Origin of the sequence: Enterobacter sp. MGH120 (assembly GCF_001037725.1) — a bacterium.
GTDB lineage: Bacteria > Pseudomonadota > Gammaproteobacteria > Enterobacterales > Enterobacteriaceae > Enterobacter > Enterobacter hormaechei_C.
This window is the reverse complement of record NZ_KQ089940.1, coordinates 1,140,805-1,158,617: the sequence shown is the minus strand read 5'-3', so window position 1 is coordinate 1,158,617 and position 17,813 is coordinate 1,140,805. Positions and strand designations below refer to the sequence as shown.

General features: G+C 58.0%; 17 protein-coding genes. 6 read left to right on the top strand and 11 right to left on the bottom strand.

Annotated features, from left to right (window positions below):
• Positions 1–17: 17 nt before the first annotated feature.
• The 3 genes from plsC to SK54_RS05495 all read right to left on the bottom strand — a co-directional run bounded on the left by plsC (position 18) and on the right by SK54_RS05495 (position 3,697).
• Entirely contained in the window at positions 18–755 is a 738-nt protein-coding gene (gene plsC / locus SK54_RS05505; protein WP_003862497.1) for a 1-acylglycerol-3-phosphate O-acyltransferase, read from the bottom strand.
• Positions 756–918: 163 nt separating this feature from the next.
• Positions 919–3,177: a DNA topoisomerase IV subunit A gene (gene parC / locus SK54_RS05500; RefSeq protein WP_015571873.1), complete on the bottom strand. Its 2,259-nt coding sequence runs from the start codon at positions 3,175–3,177 to the stop codon at positions 919–921.
• Between the two features lie 118 nt (positions 3,178–3,295).
• Positions 3,296–3,697 (bottom strand): YgiW/YdeI family stress tolerance OB fold protein, encoded by a 402-nt coding sequence (locus tag SK54_RS05495; protein ID WP_017692663.1) that lies wholly within the window; start codon positions 3,695–3,697, stop codon positions 3,296–3,298.
• A gap of 139 nt (positions 3,698–3,836) precedes the next feature.
• Between SK54_RS05495 and qseB the strand changes: the two genes are divergently transcribed.
• The 5 genes from qseB to lysM all read left to right on the top strand — a co-directional run bounded on the left by qseB (position 3,837) and on the right by lysM (position 7,465).
• Positions 3,837–4,496: a quorum sensing response regulator transcription factor QseB gene (gene qseB / locus SK54_RS05490; protein WP_017692662.1), complete on the top strand. Its 660-nt coding sequence runs from the start codon at positions 3,837–3,839 to the stop codon at positions 4,494–4,496.
• A complete protein-coding gene (qseC, locus tag SK54_RS05485) occupies positions 4,493–5,842 on the top strand; it encodes a quorum sensing histidine kinase QseC (protein ID WP_017692661.1) in 1,350 nt (449 codons plus the stop codon). Before qseB ends, qseC begins: the two co-directional genes overlap by 4 nt.
• A gap of 104 nt (positions 5,843–5,946) precedes the next feature.
• A complete protein-coding gene (locus tag SK54_RS05480; protein WP_015571876.1) occupies positions 5,947–6,528 on the top strand; it encodes an NAD(P)H-dependent oxidoreductase in 582 nt (193 codons plus the stop codon).
• Positions 6,529–6,558: 30 nt separating this feature from the next.
• Positions 6,559–6,873, top strand: coding sequence for a putative quinol monooxygenase (locus SK54_RS05475; RefSeq protein WP_003862506.1), 315 nt, complete (start codon positions 6,559–6,561; stop codon positions 6,871–6,873).
• A gap of 151 nt (positions 6,874–7,024) precedes the next feature.
• A complete protein-coding gene (lysM, locus tag SK54_RS05470; protein WP_014885249.1) occupies positions 7,025–7,465 on the top strand; it encodes a peptidoglycan-binding protein LysM in 441 nt (146 codons plus the stop codon).
• A gap of 32 nt (positions 7,466–7,497) precedes the next feature.
• Here lysM and SK54_RS05465 read toward each other — a convergent pair whose 3' ends face one another.
• From SK54_RS05465 to SK54_RS05455, 3 genes are read right to left on the bottom strand one after another with little or no spacing between them, the layout of a single operon-like run.
• On the bottom strand, positions 7,498–8,685 hold the full coding sequence (locus SK54_RS05465) for a glycoside hydrolase family 88 protein (RefSeq protein ID WP_048246874.1): 1,188 nt from the start codon (positions 8,683–8,685) through the stop codon (positions 7,498–7,500).
• A 28-nt stretch (positions 8,686–8,713) separates the two neighbouring features.
• On the bottom strand, positions 8,714–9,979 hold the full coding sequence (locus tag SK54_RS05460; RefSeq protein ID WP_015571880.1) for an oligosaccharide MFS transporter: 1,266 nt from the start codon (positions 9,977–9,979) through the stop codon (positions 8,714–8,716).
• 31 nt (positions 9,980–10,010) lie between these two features.
• Positions 10,011–11,825, bottom strand: coding sequence for a DUF2264 domain-containing protein (locus SK54_RS05455; RefSeq protein ID WP_045333620.1), 1,815 nt, complete (start codon positions 11,823–11,825; stop codon positions 10,011–10,013).
• Between the two features lie 166 nt (positions 11,826–11,991).
• Here SK54_RS05455 and SK54_RS05450 point away from each other — a divergent pair, with 166 nt between their 5' ends.
• The gene (locus SK54_RS05450; protein WP_023295450.1) at positions 11,992–12,831 is read left to right on the top strand and encodes an AraC family transcriptional regulator; all 840 of its coding nucleotides are present in this window, start codon (positions 11,992–11,994) and stop codon (positions 12,829–12,831) included.
• Between the two features lie 41 nt (positions 12,832–12,872).
• Here the strand turns inward: SK54_RS05450 and SK54_RS05445 are convergent, their stop codons facing one another.
• From SK54_RS05445 to SK54_RS05425, 5 genes are read right to left on the bottom strand one after another with little or no spacing between them, the layout of a single operon-like run.
• Positions 12,873–13,748 (bottom strand): MurR/RpiR family transcriptional regulator, encoded by an 876-nt coding sequence (locus SK54_RS05445; protein ID WP_045333621.1) that lies wholly within the window; start codon positions 13,746–13,748, stop codon positions 12,873–12,875.
• Positions 13,745–14,695, bottom strand: a complete 951-nt coding sequence (locus SK54_RS05440) for an iron-siderophore ABC transporter substrate-binding protein (protein WP_048246872.1) — start codon at positions 14,693–14,695, stop codon at positions 13,745–13,747. The genes SK54_RS05445 and SK54_RS05440 overlap by 4 nt, the downstream gene beginning before the upstream one ends.
• Before the next feature lie 9 nt (positions 14,696–14,704).
• Positions 14,705–15,745: a FecCD family ABC transporter permease gene (locus SK54_RS05435; protein ID WP_017692658.1), complete on the bottom strand. Its 1,041-nt coding sequence runs from the start codon at positions 15,743–15,745 to the stop codon at positions 14,705–14,707.
• Entirely contained in the window at positions 15,742–16,725 is a 984-nt protein-coding gene (locus SK54_RS05430) for a FecCD family ABC transporter permease (protein WP_045344006.1), read from the bottom strand. Before SK54_RS05430 ends, SK54_RS05435 begins: the two co-directional genes overlap by 4 nt.
• Positions 16,722–17,534 carry an ABC transporter ATP-binding protein gene (locus SK54_RS05425; protein WP_017384046.1) on the bottom strand — a complete coding sequence of 271 codons (813 nt, stop codon included), beginning with the start codon at positions 17,532–17,534 and terminating at the stop codon, positions 16,722–16,724. The genes SK54_RS05430 and SK54_RS05425 overlap by 4 nt, the downstream gene beginning before the upstream one ends.
• Positions 17,535–17,813: the final 279 nt, after the last annotated feature.

Below are 17,813 nucleotides of genomic sequence, written 5' to 3'. Positions count from 1 at the left end.
CCTTACACGACACCGGGTCAAATCTTACCGGCGGCTTCTCGCTCTGCAACTTCTTTATCGAGCTGCGCAATATGCTGAGCCATCAGCTCGCGGCAGTGCGTGGCCAGCTCGCGCACCTGGTCTTTACCGTATTTTGAGGTATCTACCGGCGGCAGCATTTCGACAATGACCAGTCCGTTATTCAGACGGTTAAGATTAATCTTATTCGATGTATTGGAAACACACACGGGAATAATTGGAACGCCTGCCGCAATTGCAGCATGAAACGCGCCGGTCTTGAACGGCAGCAGGCCGCGACCACGGCTGCGCGTCCCTTCCGGGAACATCCAGATGGAAATCCGGCGTTTTTTAAACTGATCCACCACTTCCGCAATGGTGCCATGCGCTTTGGCGCGGTTGTTACGGTCAATCAGTAAGTTACCGGTGAGCCAGTACAGCTGACCGAAAAACGGGATCCACAGCAGGCTTTTTTTACCCACGGTTACGGTCGGCGGAAGAACAATATTTGAGGCCGTCACCATATCGTAGTTGTTCTGATGGTTAGCGATATAGATGGCGTTACCGAAATTCTCCGCCCCTTCAGGCAGACGCTTTTCAACCTTCAGGCCAAACAGCGGCGCAAGACGACCAAACATGTGGCCAAACGTCGCGACATGCTTTGGGTTACGCGGGCTGAACAGGCAATAAATCGATCCGAAAATACAGACCAGAATGCAATAAATAACGGTAAGAATGAGACGAACAATGTATAGCATAGCGACCTCTGAAGCCCTGACAGCTGACAATTATACTTCACCTGTGGCCAGGTAAGGACTTTATTACGAGCGCGTATTGTTAATCGCAACGCACGAATTAACAACGTTTTTACGGGAAATTTTATGGTAATTCCCCCTCCGGAAAGAGGGGGGATGAAACAGGTTACTCTTCGCTGTCGTCCGCTTTGCTGCGCGCCGGCGAGTCGATCTCCACGCGGTCAATTCGCTGGAGGCCGCGCATCAGTGAGCCGCGACGTCCACGCTCACCCACCACCTTCTGCAACTCTTCCGGACGCAGTTTGATTTTACGCTTGCCGACATGAATGGTCAGGGTGCTCTGCGGCGGCAGCAGGAAGAGATGCGCGAGGCCATCGACGCCTTTTGCCGCTTCCGCTGACGGGATACTGATGATCTTGTTGCCCTTCCCTTTCGACAGCTCCGGCAGATCGCTGACCGGGAACATCAGCATGCGTCCGGCAGCGGTGATCGCCAGCAGCATGTCGCTTTCGTTCTCGATGATCAGCGGCGGCATGACGTGTGCGTTATCCGGCAGGCTAATCAGCGCCTTACCAGCACGGTTACGCGACACCAGATCGTTGAAGGTACAGATAAAGCCGTAGCCCGCATCAGACGCCATCAGCAGTTTTTGATCGTCGGCCTCCATCAGCATATGGTCCACCGTGGCGCCCGGCGGCAGCGTCAGCTTGCCAGTTAGCGGTTCGCCCTGGCCGCGCGCAGACGGCAGCGTGATCGGGTCGATGGCGTAGCTGCGGCCCGTGGAGTCGATGAATGCCACCGGCTGGTTACTCTTGCCCTTCACCGCCGCCTTGAAGCTGTCACCGGATTTGTAGCTCAGACCCGGCGCGTCGATATCGTGGCCTTTGGCGCTACGTACCCAGCCACTCTGGGAAAGCACGATGGTCACCGGCTCGGACGGCAGCATGTCGTGCTCGTTCATCGCCTTCGCCTCTTCGCGCTCGTGCAGCGGAGAACGACGGTCGTCGCCAAAGGCGTCGGCATCGGCCTGCAACTCTTTCTTCAGCAGGGTGTTCATCTTGCGCTCGGACGCCAGAATCGCCTGAAGCTGATCGCGCTCTTTTTCCAGCTCATTCTGCTCGCCGCGGATCTTCATCTCTTCCAGTCTGGCGAGATGGCGCAATTTCAGTTCGAGGATCGCTTCGGCCTGGGTTTCGCTGATGCCAAAGCGCGACATCAGGGCAGGCTTAGGTTCATCCTCGGTACGAATGATCTCGATCACTTCGTCAATGTTGAGGAACGCCACCAGCAAACCTTCGAGGATATGCAGGCGCTTAAGCACTTTTTCCAGACGATGGTTCAGACGACGGCGCACCGTATCGCGGCGGAAGGCCAGCCATTCGGTGAGGATCTCCAGCAGGTTTTTCACCGCCGGACGACCGTCCAGACCAATCATGTTCAGGTTGATGCGGTAGCTTTTTTCCAGATCGGTAGTGGCGAACAGGTGGTTCATCACCTGCTCCATGTCCACGCGGTTAGAGCGCGGCACGATCACCAGACGGGTCGGGTTTTCGTGGTCCGATTCGTCGCGCAGGTCGTCCACCATCGGCAGCTTTTTATTGCGCATCTGGGAGGCGATCTGCTCCAGCACCTTCGCACCGGACACCTGGTGCGGCAGCGCGGTGATCACCACGGCCCCGTCTTCTTTGGTCCACACCGCGCGCATGCGCACGGAGCCGCGACCGTTCTGGTAGATTTTGCGGATTTCCGCGCGCGAGGTGATGATCTCGGCTTCGGTCGGATAGTCCGGCCCCTGCACAATATCCAGCAGATCGTCCAGCGAGGTTTTCGGCTGCTCAATCAGGGTGATGGCGGCTTTTGCCACTTCACGCAGGTTGTGCGGCGGAATGTCCGTCGCCATGCCCACGGCGATACCGGTCGTGCCGTTCAGCAGGATGTTCGGCAGACGCGCAGGCAGCATCTTCGGCTCCTGCATCGTACCGTCGAAGTTTGGCACCCAGTCGACCGTCCCCTGCCCCAGCTCGCCCAACAGCACTTCGGCATATTTAGACAGGCGGGATTCGGTATAACGCATTGCCGCGAAGGATTTCGGATCGTCCGGCGCCCCCCAGTTCCCCTGGCCATCCACCAGCGGATAGCGATAAGAGAACGGCTGGGCCATCAGCACCATCGCTTCATAGCAGGCGCTGTCGCCGTGCGGATGGTATTTACCCAGCACGTCGCCGACGGTACGGGCGGATTTCTTAAACTTGGCGGTAGCATTCAGTCCCAGTTCGGACATCGCATAGACGATGCGGCGCTGAACGGGCTTCAGGCCATCCCCGATAAACGGCAACGCCCTGTCCATGATGACGTACATGGAGTAGTTCAGGTAGGCGTTTTCCGTGAATTCATGTAGCGCGAGGCGCTCTGCCATATCGCTCATTACGTGTGATTCCTCAACTCAGAAACCGATGGGTTTCAGGCAATATTGCCGCAGATACTACCTCATCTGGCGAGTTGAGTCACAAAGAAAAAGGGCCGCATAAGCGGCCCTTTCCGGGTTATTTGTTCAGCTTGATAACCTGCTTCACGTCGATTTCAAACTCGTTCCAGTCTTTATCGATTTTACCCTGGAGTTCGACTTTATCCTGGGGGCTGACGGTCACGCCGTTCCAGCGCTTGTGGTCGATCTCCACCACCACCGTGCCGCTCTCATCGCGGAAGGTGTAACGGTCATCGGACAGGCGCTCGGTAATGTTCCCGCGCAGCTTCACCCAGGCATCGTCCTTCAGGTCTTTCACTTTAGCCGCGGTGGTGAGGTTGGCGTTGTTATCGACAAAGCCACCCTGCTGGGTTTGCGTCTGGTTCTGTGTCACAGATGGGCCAGAGAAGCCACCCTGTGCAGCAAAGACAGGGGCCGTGGTCATCATCATGATGGCAGCAATTGCAGCGAATTTTTTCATCTTTATCTCTCCCTTTAATGTCGTTTCACAATCCATTAAACAGGGTAAACCTTAACAACTTCTTAAGGGGAAAATTTATTTATTTTTACTGTACAGCAGGCGCTTGCAGAAGGTTTACTGACGGCATCAAGGAGGAAATATGCGCATTTTACTGGTAGAAGACGACAGGCTCATCGGCGACGGCATCAAAGCGGGCTTAAGCAAAATGGGCTTTAACGTGGACTGGTTTACCGACGGTAAAACCGGGCAGGCGGCCCTGTACACCGCGCCGTATGATGCCGTGGTGCTGGACCTGACGCTGCCAGAAATCGACGGGCTTGAGATCCTGCGCGCCTGGCGCGAAAGCGGTAAGAGCGAACCGGTGCTGATCCTGACCGCGCGGGATGCGCTGAATCAGCGCGTCGAAGGGTTACGCCTGGGGGCGGATGATTACCTGTGTAAGCCGTTCGCGCTGATTGAAGTGGCGGCCCGCCTTGAAGCGCTGGTGCGCCGCAGTCACGGGCAGGCGCGCAGCGAGCTGCGTCACGGCAAGGTCACGCTCGATCCGGCAAGCCTTGTCGCCACGCTGGAGGGCGAAACGCTGGTGCTCAAACCCAAAGAGTTCGCCCTGCTGGAGCTGCTGATGCGCAACGCGGGCCGCGTGCTGCCGCGCAAGACCATCGAGGAGAAACTCTACAACTGGGATGATGACGTCTCCAGCAACGCCGTCGAAGTCCACGTTCATCATTTACGCCGCAAGCTCGGCAGCGAATTTATCCGCACCGTGCACGGCATCGGTTATACCCTGGGTGACGCATGAAACTGACCCAACGCCTGAGCCTGAAGCTGCGCCTGACGCTCCTCTTTTTGTTGCTGTCCCTGGCGGCCTGGTTTGCCGCAAGCGTGGTGGCCTGGCACCAGACGACCGACAAGCTCGATAAGCTGTTCGATACCCAGCAGATGCTGTTTGCCAAACGGCTGCTGACGATGGACGTGGACGAACTCCGCGCCCCGGAACGCATGCGCGAGGTACCGAAAAAAGCCAAACACGGCCATCTGGACGACGATGCGCTGGCCTTCGCAATCTTCACCGCCGACGGCAGCATGGTGCTTAACGACGGCGAAAACGGGCGCGACATACCTTACCTCTACCGCCGGGACGGGTTTGATGACGGTCGCTTGCAGGATGACAACGACGAATGGCGTTTCCTGTGGCTGACTTCTCCGGACGGGAAATACCGCGTGGTGGTTGGCCAGGAGTGGGAGTACCGACAGGATATGGCGCTGGACGTGGTCAGCTCGCAGCTGACGCCGTGGCTGGTGGCGCTGCCCGTAATGCTACTGTTGCTGATTGTTCTGCTGAGCCGGGAACTGAAACCGCTGAAAAAACTGGCGCAGACCCTGCGCTCGCGCTCGCCGGATGCGACCGATACGCTGCCCACCCACGGCGTGCCGACGGAGGTTCGCCCGCTGCTTGATGCGCTTAACCATCTTTTCGCCCGTACGCAGGAGATGATGGCCCGCGAGCGCCGCTTCACCTCGGATGCCGCCCATGAGTTGCGCAGCCCGCTGGCCGCGCTGAAGGTGCAAACCGACGTGGCGCAGCTTTCCCTTGACGATCCCGGGGCGCAGTCTAAAGCGCTGGGGCAGCTGCATGCGGGCATCGACCGCGCCTCCCGGCTGGTGGACCAGCTTCTCACCCTGTCGCGCCTGGATTCACTGGATAATCTTGATGACGTCGAACCCGTGATGATGGCCGATTTGCTGCAATCCGCGGTGCTGGATATCTGGCATCCGGCGCAGCAGGCGGGCATTGATATTCGGCTCAACGTCAACGCGCCCGAGGTGATGCGTCACGGACAGCCGCTACTGCTGAGCCTTCTGGCGCGTAACCTGCTGGACAACGCCGTTCGTTACAGCCCGCGCGGCAGCGTGGTGGACGTGACGCTGCATACCCAAAGCTTTACCGTGCGCGACAACGGCCCGGGCATTTCTTCCGATGCGCTGGCGCGTCTCGGCGAGCGCTTTTATCGTCCACCGGGCCAGGACGCCACCGGCAGCGGTCTGGGGTTGTCTATCGTCAAGCGTATCGCGGCGTTGCACGGGATGCGCGTCTCGCTGGGCAATGCGCCGGAAGGGGGCTTTGAGGTGACCGTCAGCTGGTAGCCATTATTGCGCTCTGCGCAAAAGACTTTGCACATTTTGCTTATTTTTCCGCTCCGTCCTCGCGCGTAGAATACCCGGCATACTCTCATCATCGAGGACAAATAATGAGCAACATTCTGATTATCAACGGCGCGAAAGAATTTGCGCACTCTAAAGGCCAGCTGAATGACACCCTGACCGAGGTCGCGGATGGTTTCCTGCGCGACGCCGGACATGATGTTAAGGTCGTGCGCGCGGACAGCGATTACGACGTGAAGGCCGAAGTGCAGAACTTCCTGTGGGCCGACGTGGTTATCTGGCAGATGCCGGGCTGGTGGATGGGCGCACCGTGGACCGTGAAAAAATACATGGACGATGTGTTTACCGAAGGTCACGGTTCGCTGTATGCCAGCGACGGTCGCACCCGCTCAGACGCGTCTAAAAAATACGGTTCCGGCGGCCTGATTCAGGGCAAGAAATACATGCTCTCCCTGACCTGGAATGCCCCGCTAGAAGCCTTCACTGAGCAAGATCAGTTCTTCGAAGGCGTGGGCGTAGACGGCGCGTATCTGCCGTTCCACAAGGCGAATCAGTTCCTGGGGATGGAGCCGCTGCCGACCTTTATCGTCAACGACGTGATTAAAATGCCGGACGTCCCGCGCTATATCGCAGAATATCGCAAGCATCTCGCGGAAATTTTTGCTTAACTGGTAGCCTGGAATTAGAAGGAGTTAATTATGCTTACCGTTATTGCTGAAATCCGTACGCGTCCTGGCCAACATCACCGCCAGGCGGTACTGGATGAGTTCGCGAAGATCATCCCGACCGTACTGAAAGAAGAAGGCTGCCACGGCTACGCGCCGATGGTGGACGCCGCCACCAGCGCAAGCTTCCAGGCGACCGCGCCAGACTCAATCATCATGGTTGAGCAGTGGGAAACCGTCGCGCACCTTGAAGCGCATTTGCAGACCGCGCATATGAAAGCGTGGAGCGACGCGGTGAAAGGGGACGTTCTGGAAACCCACATCCGTATTCTGGAGCAAGGGGTTTAAGTTCCGTGAAATTTGCCGGGTGGCACTGCGTTTACCCGGCCTTCAACTTCCCTCCCAGGCCCGGTAAGCGTTAACGCCGCCGGGCTTTTTTTATCACCTTAACATTCAACTGCTATGCTTATTCTGACTTCATGTTTAACAGGAGGATGGAATGGGACTTTTTAACTTCGTAAAAGAAGCAGGCGAAAAGCTGTGGGATAACCTGACCGATCATAAAGGTCAGGGCGACAAAATCACCGAGCACCTCAAGAAACTCAACATTCCCGGTTCCGATAAGGTTCAGGTTAACGTCACTGACGGCAAGGCCAGCGTGACGGGCGACGGGCTGACGCAGGAGCAGAAAGAAAAAATCCAGGTCGCCGTCGGCAACATCGCGGGCGTCAGCGAAGTGGAGAACAATATCACCGCGACAGATGCCAAAGATGAAGCCACCTACTATACGGTGAAATCCGGCGATACCCTGAGCGCAATCTCTAAAACCGTGTACGGCGATGCCAACCAGTATAATAAGATTTTTGAGGCTAACCGCCCAATGCTCTCCAGCCCGGATAAGATCTATCCCGGTCAGACGCTGCGTATTCCGAAAGCGTGATCCCTCTGTCGGGGGTTACCCCCCGACTGTTTTTACCAGTACAGTTTCCAGCTCTGCGTAAAACGCACCAGTGCCTCAACGTAGAAGTAATCGCCCCAGCTCGCGCACTCATCCACGCCTTTATTGCTCGCCAGGTGATACACCGAGTGCTTAAGCAGCCCGTTGCCCTTCTCTTCTTTGCCCATCAGATAGTGCTTTGTCAGCGAGGACATAATCCCTTTCGCCCATTCGAGGTAACGTTCGCGATCCGGATCTGTGACCGGCAGATGTTTCACCAGCTCCAGCAGTCCACACACCGCAATTGCCGCCGAGGAAGAGTCACGCAGTGCGTCGGTGCCCACCAGCGCCAGATCCCAGTGGCAGACGTAGTCTTCCGGCAGGCGATTGAGGAAGTAGTTCGCCAGCCGTTTTGACAGGGCGATCATCGTTTCGTCGCCGGTATAGATATAGCTCAGCAGGAAACCGTAAATGCCCCAAGCCTGCCCGCGCGACCAGCAGGAGTCGTCGGCGTAGCCCTGCTGGGTGTTGCCGTAGCGCGGTGCGCCGGTTGCCACATCCATATAGTAGGTGTGGAAGGTGGAGGCATCGTCACGAATGAGGTATGTCGAGGCCTGCATGACGTGCGCTTTTGCGGCGTCGGCAAAGCGCGGATCGCCCGTCTGCTCCGTTGCCCAGTAGAGCAGCGGCAGGTTCATGTTGCAGTCGATGATCATCCGCCCGGCCTGCTCCGGATCGGAGAGATCGCCCCACGCCTGGATGATTTTCGCCTTCTCGTGGAAGCGTTCCAGCAGGGCTTCCGCCGCCAGCAGCGAGAAGCCGCGCGCCTCGCGGCTTCCGGTCAGCCGCCACGCGGCTACGCAGGAGAGCGTGTAGAGGAAGCCTAAATCGTGGGTGTTGGTGTCGTTGCGCCCGGCGATGCGCAGGCCAAACGAGCGCACGTGTTTTTCCGCCATCGCGCGGAATTTTTCCTCGCCGCTCATCTCCCATGCCAGCCACAGCTGCCCGGTCCAGAAGCTGGTGGTCCACTCCACGTTGTCAGTCAGCGGATAAAAACCGTTCTGGCAGGTTTCCGCCGGGAATTTGTCGCCGAACTCCGTTAAATGACGGCTAATCAGGTCGAGAACGTGGCTGCGCGCCGAATTCAGTTCATCGCTGAATGCGCGGGAGTCAACGGGCGCAGCGATAACAGGCAGACGTTCTTCTTTGATACGACTTAACATATTTCGGTTCCTTCTTTGACGGCGTAATTTATCGTGTTGACGTTTCTGCTACGTTCAGCGCACGAGCCCCGCGCCATTTGCTCTGACAGGCGGATAACGTAAAAGCAGAAATAAGGGTAAAGGTCAGCGCCGTTGCGCCCATGATGATATAGGTGTGCTCAAAGCCAATACGGTCATACATATAGCCGGCAGGGGAAGAGACCACCACGTTGCCAACGTAGAGCATCGCCTGATAGCCGAGTAAATACATGGTGGCATTGACGCGCTTGTCGAAATGCTCGGCGATATATTTAAATACCGACACCAGCAGGAGACAAATTTCCAGACCGTACAGCGGCTTAAGTACTGAAATTAACAGGTGTGAATCACACATGCCGGAAATAATCAGACGCGCCCCAACCACCAGCCCGACAATTAACAGCCCGCGTTTGGCGCCAATAAAGTTCACAAACAGCGGGACCACCATATACATGACAAATTCCATGCCCGACTGTACGGTCCCGAGATAGCCGAATACGGCGTTGCCCTCATGAATATCATCGAAGAAGGTGACGAAATAGCGCGAGAATTGCTGCTCGGCGATAAACATCATCCATGCCACGCCCGCCACGTACAGGCAGAAGGCCCAGAATTTGCGGTTACGCAGCAGGGCGTAAACGTCGGACGGGGCAATTTTCTCTTTCGTCAGCACCTCGCCTGCGTGAGCGGAGTTAGTGTTCACTTTCAGGCTCAGCAGGACAATCAGCATCACCACCGACGCCACGCTGCCGAGAATAAAGTTATACGCCGGTGAGAGGTTGAACAGCAGGCCGGAGAAAGATGACGCCACCGCCCAGCCGAGCGATCCCCACATACGGATCTGCCCGAACTCCATGCCATTCAAACGGCTAAAGCGGTCGGAATAGGATTCACACGCCGCCACGCCCGCGTACCAGGCAAAGCTTAAATAGAGCGCGCCGATAATAATCCCCAGCAGGGTATTAGACATTAACAGCGGCTGGTAAACATAAATAAAGAATGGCGCCATCAGGGCCGACATGATCACCACAAAATAGAGCAGATATTTGCTCATGCCGATCTTATCGAGAATATAGCCGTAGATCGGCTTGAGAATAACGGAGAATATCCCGTTCACCGCAAAGACGGTTCCAATCACCGATCCGCTCAGGTTGGCTTTCTGACCGAGCCAGATCGCCAGCAGACCAATACTGGCAGACCAGGTAAAGAAATAGAGAAAGATAAAGCTGCTGATTTTGTAATATTCAGTTCTGTTGGTTGTCGATGTGCTTTTCATATCATCCTCGCCGGGGTGTAGGGCCAGATTTTTATAATGTGAACGACAGCTTACGTTCGCTTCCGGGTTCGCTAATCACGACCTGGTTATGGGTTATATTCAGCTGCGGCGTCGCCGCAGCGGGCTGTTTTCCGCCAGCCAGAACGGCGCAACAGAGCCAGCTTTCCCCTTGCGGGAGGTCAGCTTTTAACAGCGGAATGGAGGCACACTCCGCAAACATAATGCTGCTGTTCGGCGGCGTGACGATGCTGTCTGGCTGGCGATGAATGATCGGCGAAAGATCGACAATGACGCTGCTGCCGTTTTCAGCCAACAGATAACAACCGCGTTCGCGCACCTGGTGGGCGGTTTTCATCACCGCAAAGCCGCCCTCGACGGTTTGCAGAGTGCGCGCGCTGTTGATACGGTGCAGGCGCAGGTGCCACTCCCCGAACGGGATCTGCCAGGTCGCAATCTGCACGTCGCGCCACGGCGACCAGCGCGAGAAAATGTAATTTTCATCCACCCGAACCTCTTCGCACTCGCGACGACCGCGGAAATAGTCATCTCCGTCCGCCAGCAGCAGCATGGAATCGCAGGCGGCATGCTTCAGGCCAAAACGCCCGCGCTCAAGGGTGAATCCGAAGCGGCTGGAGTAGGCAAATTTGGTGTATTTCGCTTCGGTGTTGACGTAGTTGTTCAGCTCCAGCTGACCGGCGGTGAGCATGACGACGTGCTGCGAATCTTTCGAATGCATCAGGATCTGCTGCGCATGCGGAATCACATGTTTTTCAGCAAGCGCGGGCAGCGGTTGTTCTTCCGCCTGCCAGAACGGGTGTGCTTCCGGCAGCGCCAGGATCAGATAGGTTTTCAGCGCCCAGTACGGTGAACCGGGGGAGTTGTAATCCTCGCACATCGCCAGGTTCGGATACGCAAACCCCAGGGTGAGAATACCGTCGCGATCGACAATCGACTGCTGCTGCCACCAGCGCAGATGCCGCAGCACAATGCCCTTCACGATGCCCGGGGTGAAGACGTCCAGTTGAGAAAAGGCCACCGCACTCCAGAAGGCAACCATGGCAAAGCGGTAGGTCAGGCTGCGGCCAAACGGCACCGAGGCGCCATCGGCGGCGGACCAGTAGATAAAGTCTTCCGCGAACAGACGCGAGCGCTCGCGCAGCACCTTCGCCCTCGCCTCGTCGTCACTCAGCGTGGCGTAAATCAGGCCGTAGAAATGGAAAGCCATGGAGATGTAGTAATCTTTCGGGCGACCGGGACCGTCGGAATACCAGCCGTCGCCGAGGTAGTAGGCGTCCATCAGCGCAAAGCGGTGGTCAATGGCGGCCCGATCGTACGGCAGGCCGGCGCGCTTAAAGCCGAGCTGGACCATAATGGCAAAATAGTTCCAGTTGCTGTCCGGCATCTGCGCGTCGGTGATTTGGTTGAGCCACGCGTGCAGGTTCATCACCTCGCGCCCGGTAAAGTGCGCGGTGAGTTTATCCCCCAGCAGAGCGAGCCCCAGACCGTAGGCCGCCATCTCCACCAGACGCTGATCGTACGGGCCGGTTTCACCCCAGTAGCCGCTGCTTTGCGGGTCGGTACCAAGCTTAATGGCAGTAAGGTACTTCTCGCTGAACGGCGTGCTTTCGCCAGATGCCATCAGCGGAAACAGCCCCCACAGCGCGCGAGAAAGTCCCTCCATCTGCGCAATATCCGCTGTGTAATGGGCGCAGGTGTCGCCCAGCGGGAATCGTGAACGGTTCACCGGAAATTGCGTGTCCAGCGCCTGTAAAAGTGCATTCAACGACGCCACTACCTCCTGGCGTGAAGACAACGGATTTGATTTTTCTTTGTTTGCCGCCCACATCGGTTCGCCCTCGTAATCAACTGCGGCAAAGCATAGTGAATCCGCAAGGGGCAGAAATGTTAGCCATGTCACAGGCATGAACGATGAATAAACCTCCAGTTGAGAAAATTTAAAAAGGTGGTTTATAAAGACGATCAGACGGGAAAAAGTTGAGTTTTATTGCACTATGCGCGACACGCCGACATCCGACCTTCTGGAACTGATCGCCCTGAACGATACCGTGGCCTCGTTCAGCCGCCTGTTTGCCAATACGGTGCGCTACCATCACTGGCATCAGTGTCTGGAGATCCTCTATGTGGAAGAGGGCTTTGGCGTGGCGATTGTCGATAATCGTCACTACACCATGCGCCCCGGACGACTGTTTTTCTTCCCGCCTTTTACGCTGCACAAGGTCATGGTGGACGAACAGGCGGAGGCAATTTACCGCCGCACCATTATTCATCTCGACCAGCACGCGGTGCTGAAGATCCTGCGGGATTTTCCCCAGACCCGGCAGCGCCTGGAGCGGCTGTCACGCCGTGGCGGCGAAGCGTGGGTCGCCGATTTAGCCCACTGTCACCACCATATCGACCATCTGTTTAGCTGCTATAAACCGCCGATGAACGGCGAGAGCATCGCCAGCCTGCTGATCGGCCTGTTCGCGATGCTCCCCGACGATCGCGACGGTGAGCCGGGCAACAGCCAGGGGATCGCCAGCCAGGTAATGTTCTGGCTCGACGAGCATTATCAGGAGAAATTTCGTCTGGATGCCCTGGCCGAAGAGCTGGGTAAATCACGCAGTTACGTATCGCGAAGATTCCATGCGGAAACGGGCGAAAAAATTCACGACTACCTGAACACGCTAAGGTTGCGTAAGGCGTGCGAGTGTTTACTCCACACGGATTCGAGCGTGCGTGACATTGCCGCACAGGCGGGATTTTCCGACGTGACGTGGTTTATCAGCGCGTTTAAAAAGGGGATTGGCGAGACGCCGTTGCAGTACAGGAAGAACCATCGTGCGGTTTGACGCCCTCACCCCAGCCCTCTCCCACGGAGAGAGGGGGAAGATCATCCGCTCTTCTTCCCCGGCTTTAATCCACGGTGTAACTCGTTGATGCGCTTCATCGACTTGATGGTGCGCTGCGGCTCGGTGGAGGCGGCGGACAGAATAATCATCTCCAGGCACAGCAGCACCGTGCCGTGCAGCGGGATTTTGCCTTTCTCGCCGCCGCGCGGGACGTGGATCACTACGCTTGCCTCTTTGCTAAAGCGCGAGTCCGTGGCGTTGGTCAGCAAAATGGTGGGAATACCCAGGCGCTTCGCTTCGCGCAGCGTGGTCTGCCCCTCCCGGTGCGCGGATTTTTGCGCCATCATTACCAGCACGTCACCGCGCTGTAGGGCAATCAGCTGTTCGGCGAGGCCAATACCGGTGCGGTTGAGCGGGATCGCAGGCAGGCCTATACGGCTAAACAGTCGCGAGGTGTACTCGGCCAGAATGCCGGATGCGCCAATGCCAAAAATAGCGACCTGTCTCGCCTGCGCCAGCAGCGACACGGCCTGCGCCATCGCGTAGCGGTTGCCCGGTTCGGACAACACCGCGCAGGTGTGCTGATGGCCTTCCAGCACAAAATCGATGCTCGCGTCGACGTCGCTGGTAAGCGTGTTTACCGTGGTGGACATCTTCTCGCTGGAGGTGACCACCGGGCCAAACCACTGCTCCAGGGTCTGCTTGAGATCCCGCAGCCCGCCAAACCCAAGCGCCTGAATGGCACGCACCACGGTGGCGTCCGAGGTGTGTAGCACAGCGGCAATCTCCATTGCCGTCTGCTCAATAACCGCTTCACGATTTTCATTGATATAGCTCGCCACCTGCAGCAGACGCGGCGTCAGCTGGTGCGCCCGCGAGCGGAGGCGGTCGCCGTAGACATCAATTTTTCGGATCATCGTGCGGCCTCCGGCAGCGGACGGCCCACTATCTGCGACTGCACCTGCGCGGCCATCAGCCCCAGCGAGGCAAATGAATTTGAGATCGCTTCCTCGCGGGAGATGAGCACGTAATGCCCGGTTCGGCAGGAGTTGAGAAACTGACACCAGCCCGGCATCACCGCATCCATCGCCGCCAGCTCGTCCTGCGGTTTTCCGCCGGTGTCCCCGCGCCAGGTGGCAAAGACAAAATCAGCATCCAGCTCCGGCAGGCGCTCGGCGCTGACGTCGATGCGCCCGCCCTCCGGGATGCTCTCAATCAGCGGCGGGAACCTGAACCCTGCGTCGCGCAGCACGCGCCCAAGCGAGTGGTAGCTGTGCATGGCGTTGATTTTGCCCTGATTGGCCTGAATCACCGAGACGGTCAGTTTGCTCGTATCGATGGTCGCCTTTAGCGCCTCGATCTGCTCCTGATAGCGACGCTCCAGAATCTTCAGCCGCGCCTCTGTCCCGGTAAGCTGCGCCAGCTTGCGGTAGATCTCCGGCGCACCGCCGTCGAGGTGATCGATACTCACCGTCGGGGCAATTTTTTCCAGCTGTTCGACCGGCGTGTTGCGGGTCGGCTCGGTGATGATAAGATCCGGCTTCGCCGCGGCGATGGCTTCAATATCGATATCCGCGGTGCCGATGAATGTGATGTCGGAATTATCAAAATCGATGCCCGTCAGCATACCGCTGGAACGCAGAAAATGGCTGCCGTCCGGTCGGGTGCGGCCATGGCTGGCAACCGGCGGTACGCCAAGCTCGATCAGCGGAATGGTGATATCCAGGTCGTGCAGGGACACAATCCGCTTCGGGTTAACCGGCACCACCACGTTGCGGTTCAGGTCGTCAGTAAACGTCTGCGTTGGCTCTGCGGCTCCTACAGCAAAACCCACCAGCACCAGCATTGCAAAAAATACGCGCATTTTTATCCCCTAAAATCGATCCCGACGCTGCCAGAGCAGCAGCAGGAAAAACGGTCCGCCAATCAGTGAAATGACAATTCCCGCCGGCAGCTGCAACGGGAGAAATGCCAGCCGCCCGACGTTATCCGCCAGCAGCACCAGCAGCGCGCCCAGTACGGCACTTCCCGTCAGCAGTGCCGTTTGCCCTCCGCGCAGCAGCAGGCGCGCCATGTGCGGGGCAATCAGCCCGACAAAGCCGATACTCCCCACGCAGGAGACGCAGGCCGCGGTGAGCACCACGGGGGCAAACACGCGCAGCAGAGCGAGGCGTGAAGTCCGCACGCCCAGCCCCGTCGCAGTGTGGTTGCCGAGCAAGGCTACGTCTGCGGCGCGTGCGGTAAAGAGCAGCAGCGCAAACGCTGGCACTGTCCAGGCAGCAGCGATGCTGACCAGCGTCCAGCTTGCCGCATGCAGGCTCCCCGCCAGCCACAGCATCGCCGTCTGGACGTCGCGCACGTCGGCGGTCGTCATAAAGACCCCCATCGCGGCGGCAAACGCCCATGACACGCCGATGCCAATCAGGATGAATCGCGGGCGCGAGATATCACGCGCCAGCGCCACTACCAGCAGCGCGGTCAGCAGCCCACCGGCCATGCCGATAAGTGGACGCCAGTACGGCCCCAATCCCGGAAACTGAAAAATCAGCAGCAGCACCGCCGCGCTACAGCCCTCTTTCACGCCGATAAGACCGGGGTCAGCAAGGCCGTTGCGGGTAATGGACTGCATGGCCGCCCCCGCCATGCCGAGCATCGCGCCGCACAGCACCGCCATCAGCAGGCGCGGCAGGCGGATATCCATCACAATGTAATGCGCATCCGCCGTCAGACGTTCAGGATAAAACAGCGCACGTCCGATGGCGGAAGCAGGAATGGGCAGCGAACCGTGCGTCAGGCCAAAACTTAGCAGCAGGAGAGCGGCAAGCGATAATACGGCCAGATACAGCAGCGCCCTCGGGCGAACCAGCGCCGAGAAGGAGAAAAATCGTACTGCCCTCAATCCAGCCCGGTTCATTTGAACATCCTTGACGCCATAAGGATAAAGACCGGCGCGCCGACCAGTGCAGTCATCACGCCGGTTGCCAGCTCATACGGCGTTAACAGCGTACGGGCGGCGATATCCGCCATCAGCAGAACCAGCGCCCCGCAGAGGGCTGAAAGCGGCACCATCACGCGCAGGTCCACCGATACCAGACGGCGAATCAGCTGCGGCACCACGAGTCCGATAAACCCGATCGGTCCGGCAACTGAAACCGCCGCGCCGCACAGCAGGGCGATGGCCAGCAGCGCGAGCAGGCGCGTTTTCAGCAGCGACACGCCAAGCCCCTGCGCCATTCTCTCGCCCAGCGCCAGCATGTTCAGCGACGGCGACAGCCAGAGCGCCAGCGCAAAACCCACGGCAGCGGCCCCCGCGGCGCTAGCGATCGTCTCGCCGATGACTCCCGCCACATCCCCCGCAAGCCAGGTCCGCACGGCCAGCAGCGTCTGTTCATCCAGAATCAACACCGTGGCGGTTATCGATGAGGCAAATGCCGACATTGCCACGCCGCACAGCGTGACCTTCATCGGCGTGAGACCGGTACGCCCGGATGAGGAGAACGTTAGCACCAGCAAAAAGAGCGCGGCGGCGCCAGCTGCGGCTATCAGAGGGCGGCCAAACGGCAGCGACAGCCCGAGGGCACTCGTCAGCACCACCGCCAGCGCCGCCCCTGCATTCAGCCCCAGGATATGCGGCTCGCCGAGCGGGTTGCGGATCACTGATTGCAGCAGCACGCCCGCGACGCCGAGCGCCGCGCCCGCCACCAGGGCGGCGCACAGCCGCATCAAGCGCAGCCTGACGATCACGCTATGCTCAAAATTGCGCGGGTCGAAGTGGAAAAATGCGTCTACTACCGTCCGGGGGGCGATAACGCGCGCCCCGATGCTCAGGTGCGCAATCGCGCCTGCCAGAAGCAGCAGCGTAAAGAGAATAAAGGCCACAGATGTGCGCATCATGGTTTGTCGTCAGCCTGACGGAACGGCATAAAGAACGGCTTGCCGGTCAGCGGGTTAACCGACATATGCACGTCGACGTCAAACACCGCTTTGATCAGCTCCGGCGTGCAGGCGTCGCCCTCATGCAGTACCCCCTCAACCTTTCCCTGACGTAAAAAGACCAGCGAATCACCGTAATTCACGGCGAAGTTGAGATCGTGCAGAACCACCACCACGGTGCGCCCGTGCCGGCGCGTCAGCGTGTGCAGTAGTTCGAGGATCTCCACCTGGTAGCGAAGATCGAGGTACGTCGTGGGTTCATCCAGCAGGATATAGGGCGTTTGCTGCGCCAGCACCATAGCGATCCAGCAGCGCTGGCGCTGGCCGCCGGACAGGCTTTCAACCAGATGATGGGCAAACTCTGCCGTTCCGGTCAGGCGTAACGCCTCTTCCACGGCCCGCTCGTCTTCCTCGCTCCACTGGCGCATCACGTTCTGCCAGGGGAAACGTCCGCGCGAGACCAGCTCAAATACGGTTAACCCTTCTGGAAGCAGCGGAGACTGCGGCAGGATCCCGAGCTGGCGGGCGACCGCTTTGGTTGGCTGCGAGTGGATGGCTTTGCCGTCCAGCACCGCGCTGCCGCCGAGCGGCTGAAGCAGCCGTGCGAGGGTACTTAACAGCGTCGATTTTCCGCAGCCGTTTGCGCCCACCAGAACAGTCATTTTCTGCTGGGGGATCGCAAGGGAGATATCATCAACGATGATTTTTTTCTGGTAACCCGCGGAGAGGTTCTCAAGAACCAGTCCCGGCTTTTTGATGTAGTGAGCCACGTGAACGCCAACGTAAGAAAAAAAACCAACAAATAAAAATAAAACTCATTCTCTTTTGTGAGTTTGCCGCCGCTCCATGTAGTAGTCAAGCGAAGATACACCCTGTAAAACCCAGGGATAATTGAGCATCACCGCACAAATTAAAATTCATTTTTATTGATTATTTTCAATACCTTAAACAATAAATCGAAGCGTGTTAGCCAGAGAGAAACCTCTGTAGCGAAATTTTTATTTATTCCATTTACTACTACATGCCCTCATGCTTGAATGATTCTCAAT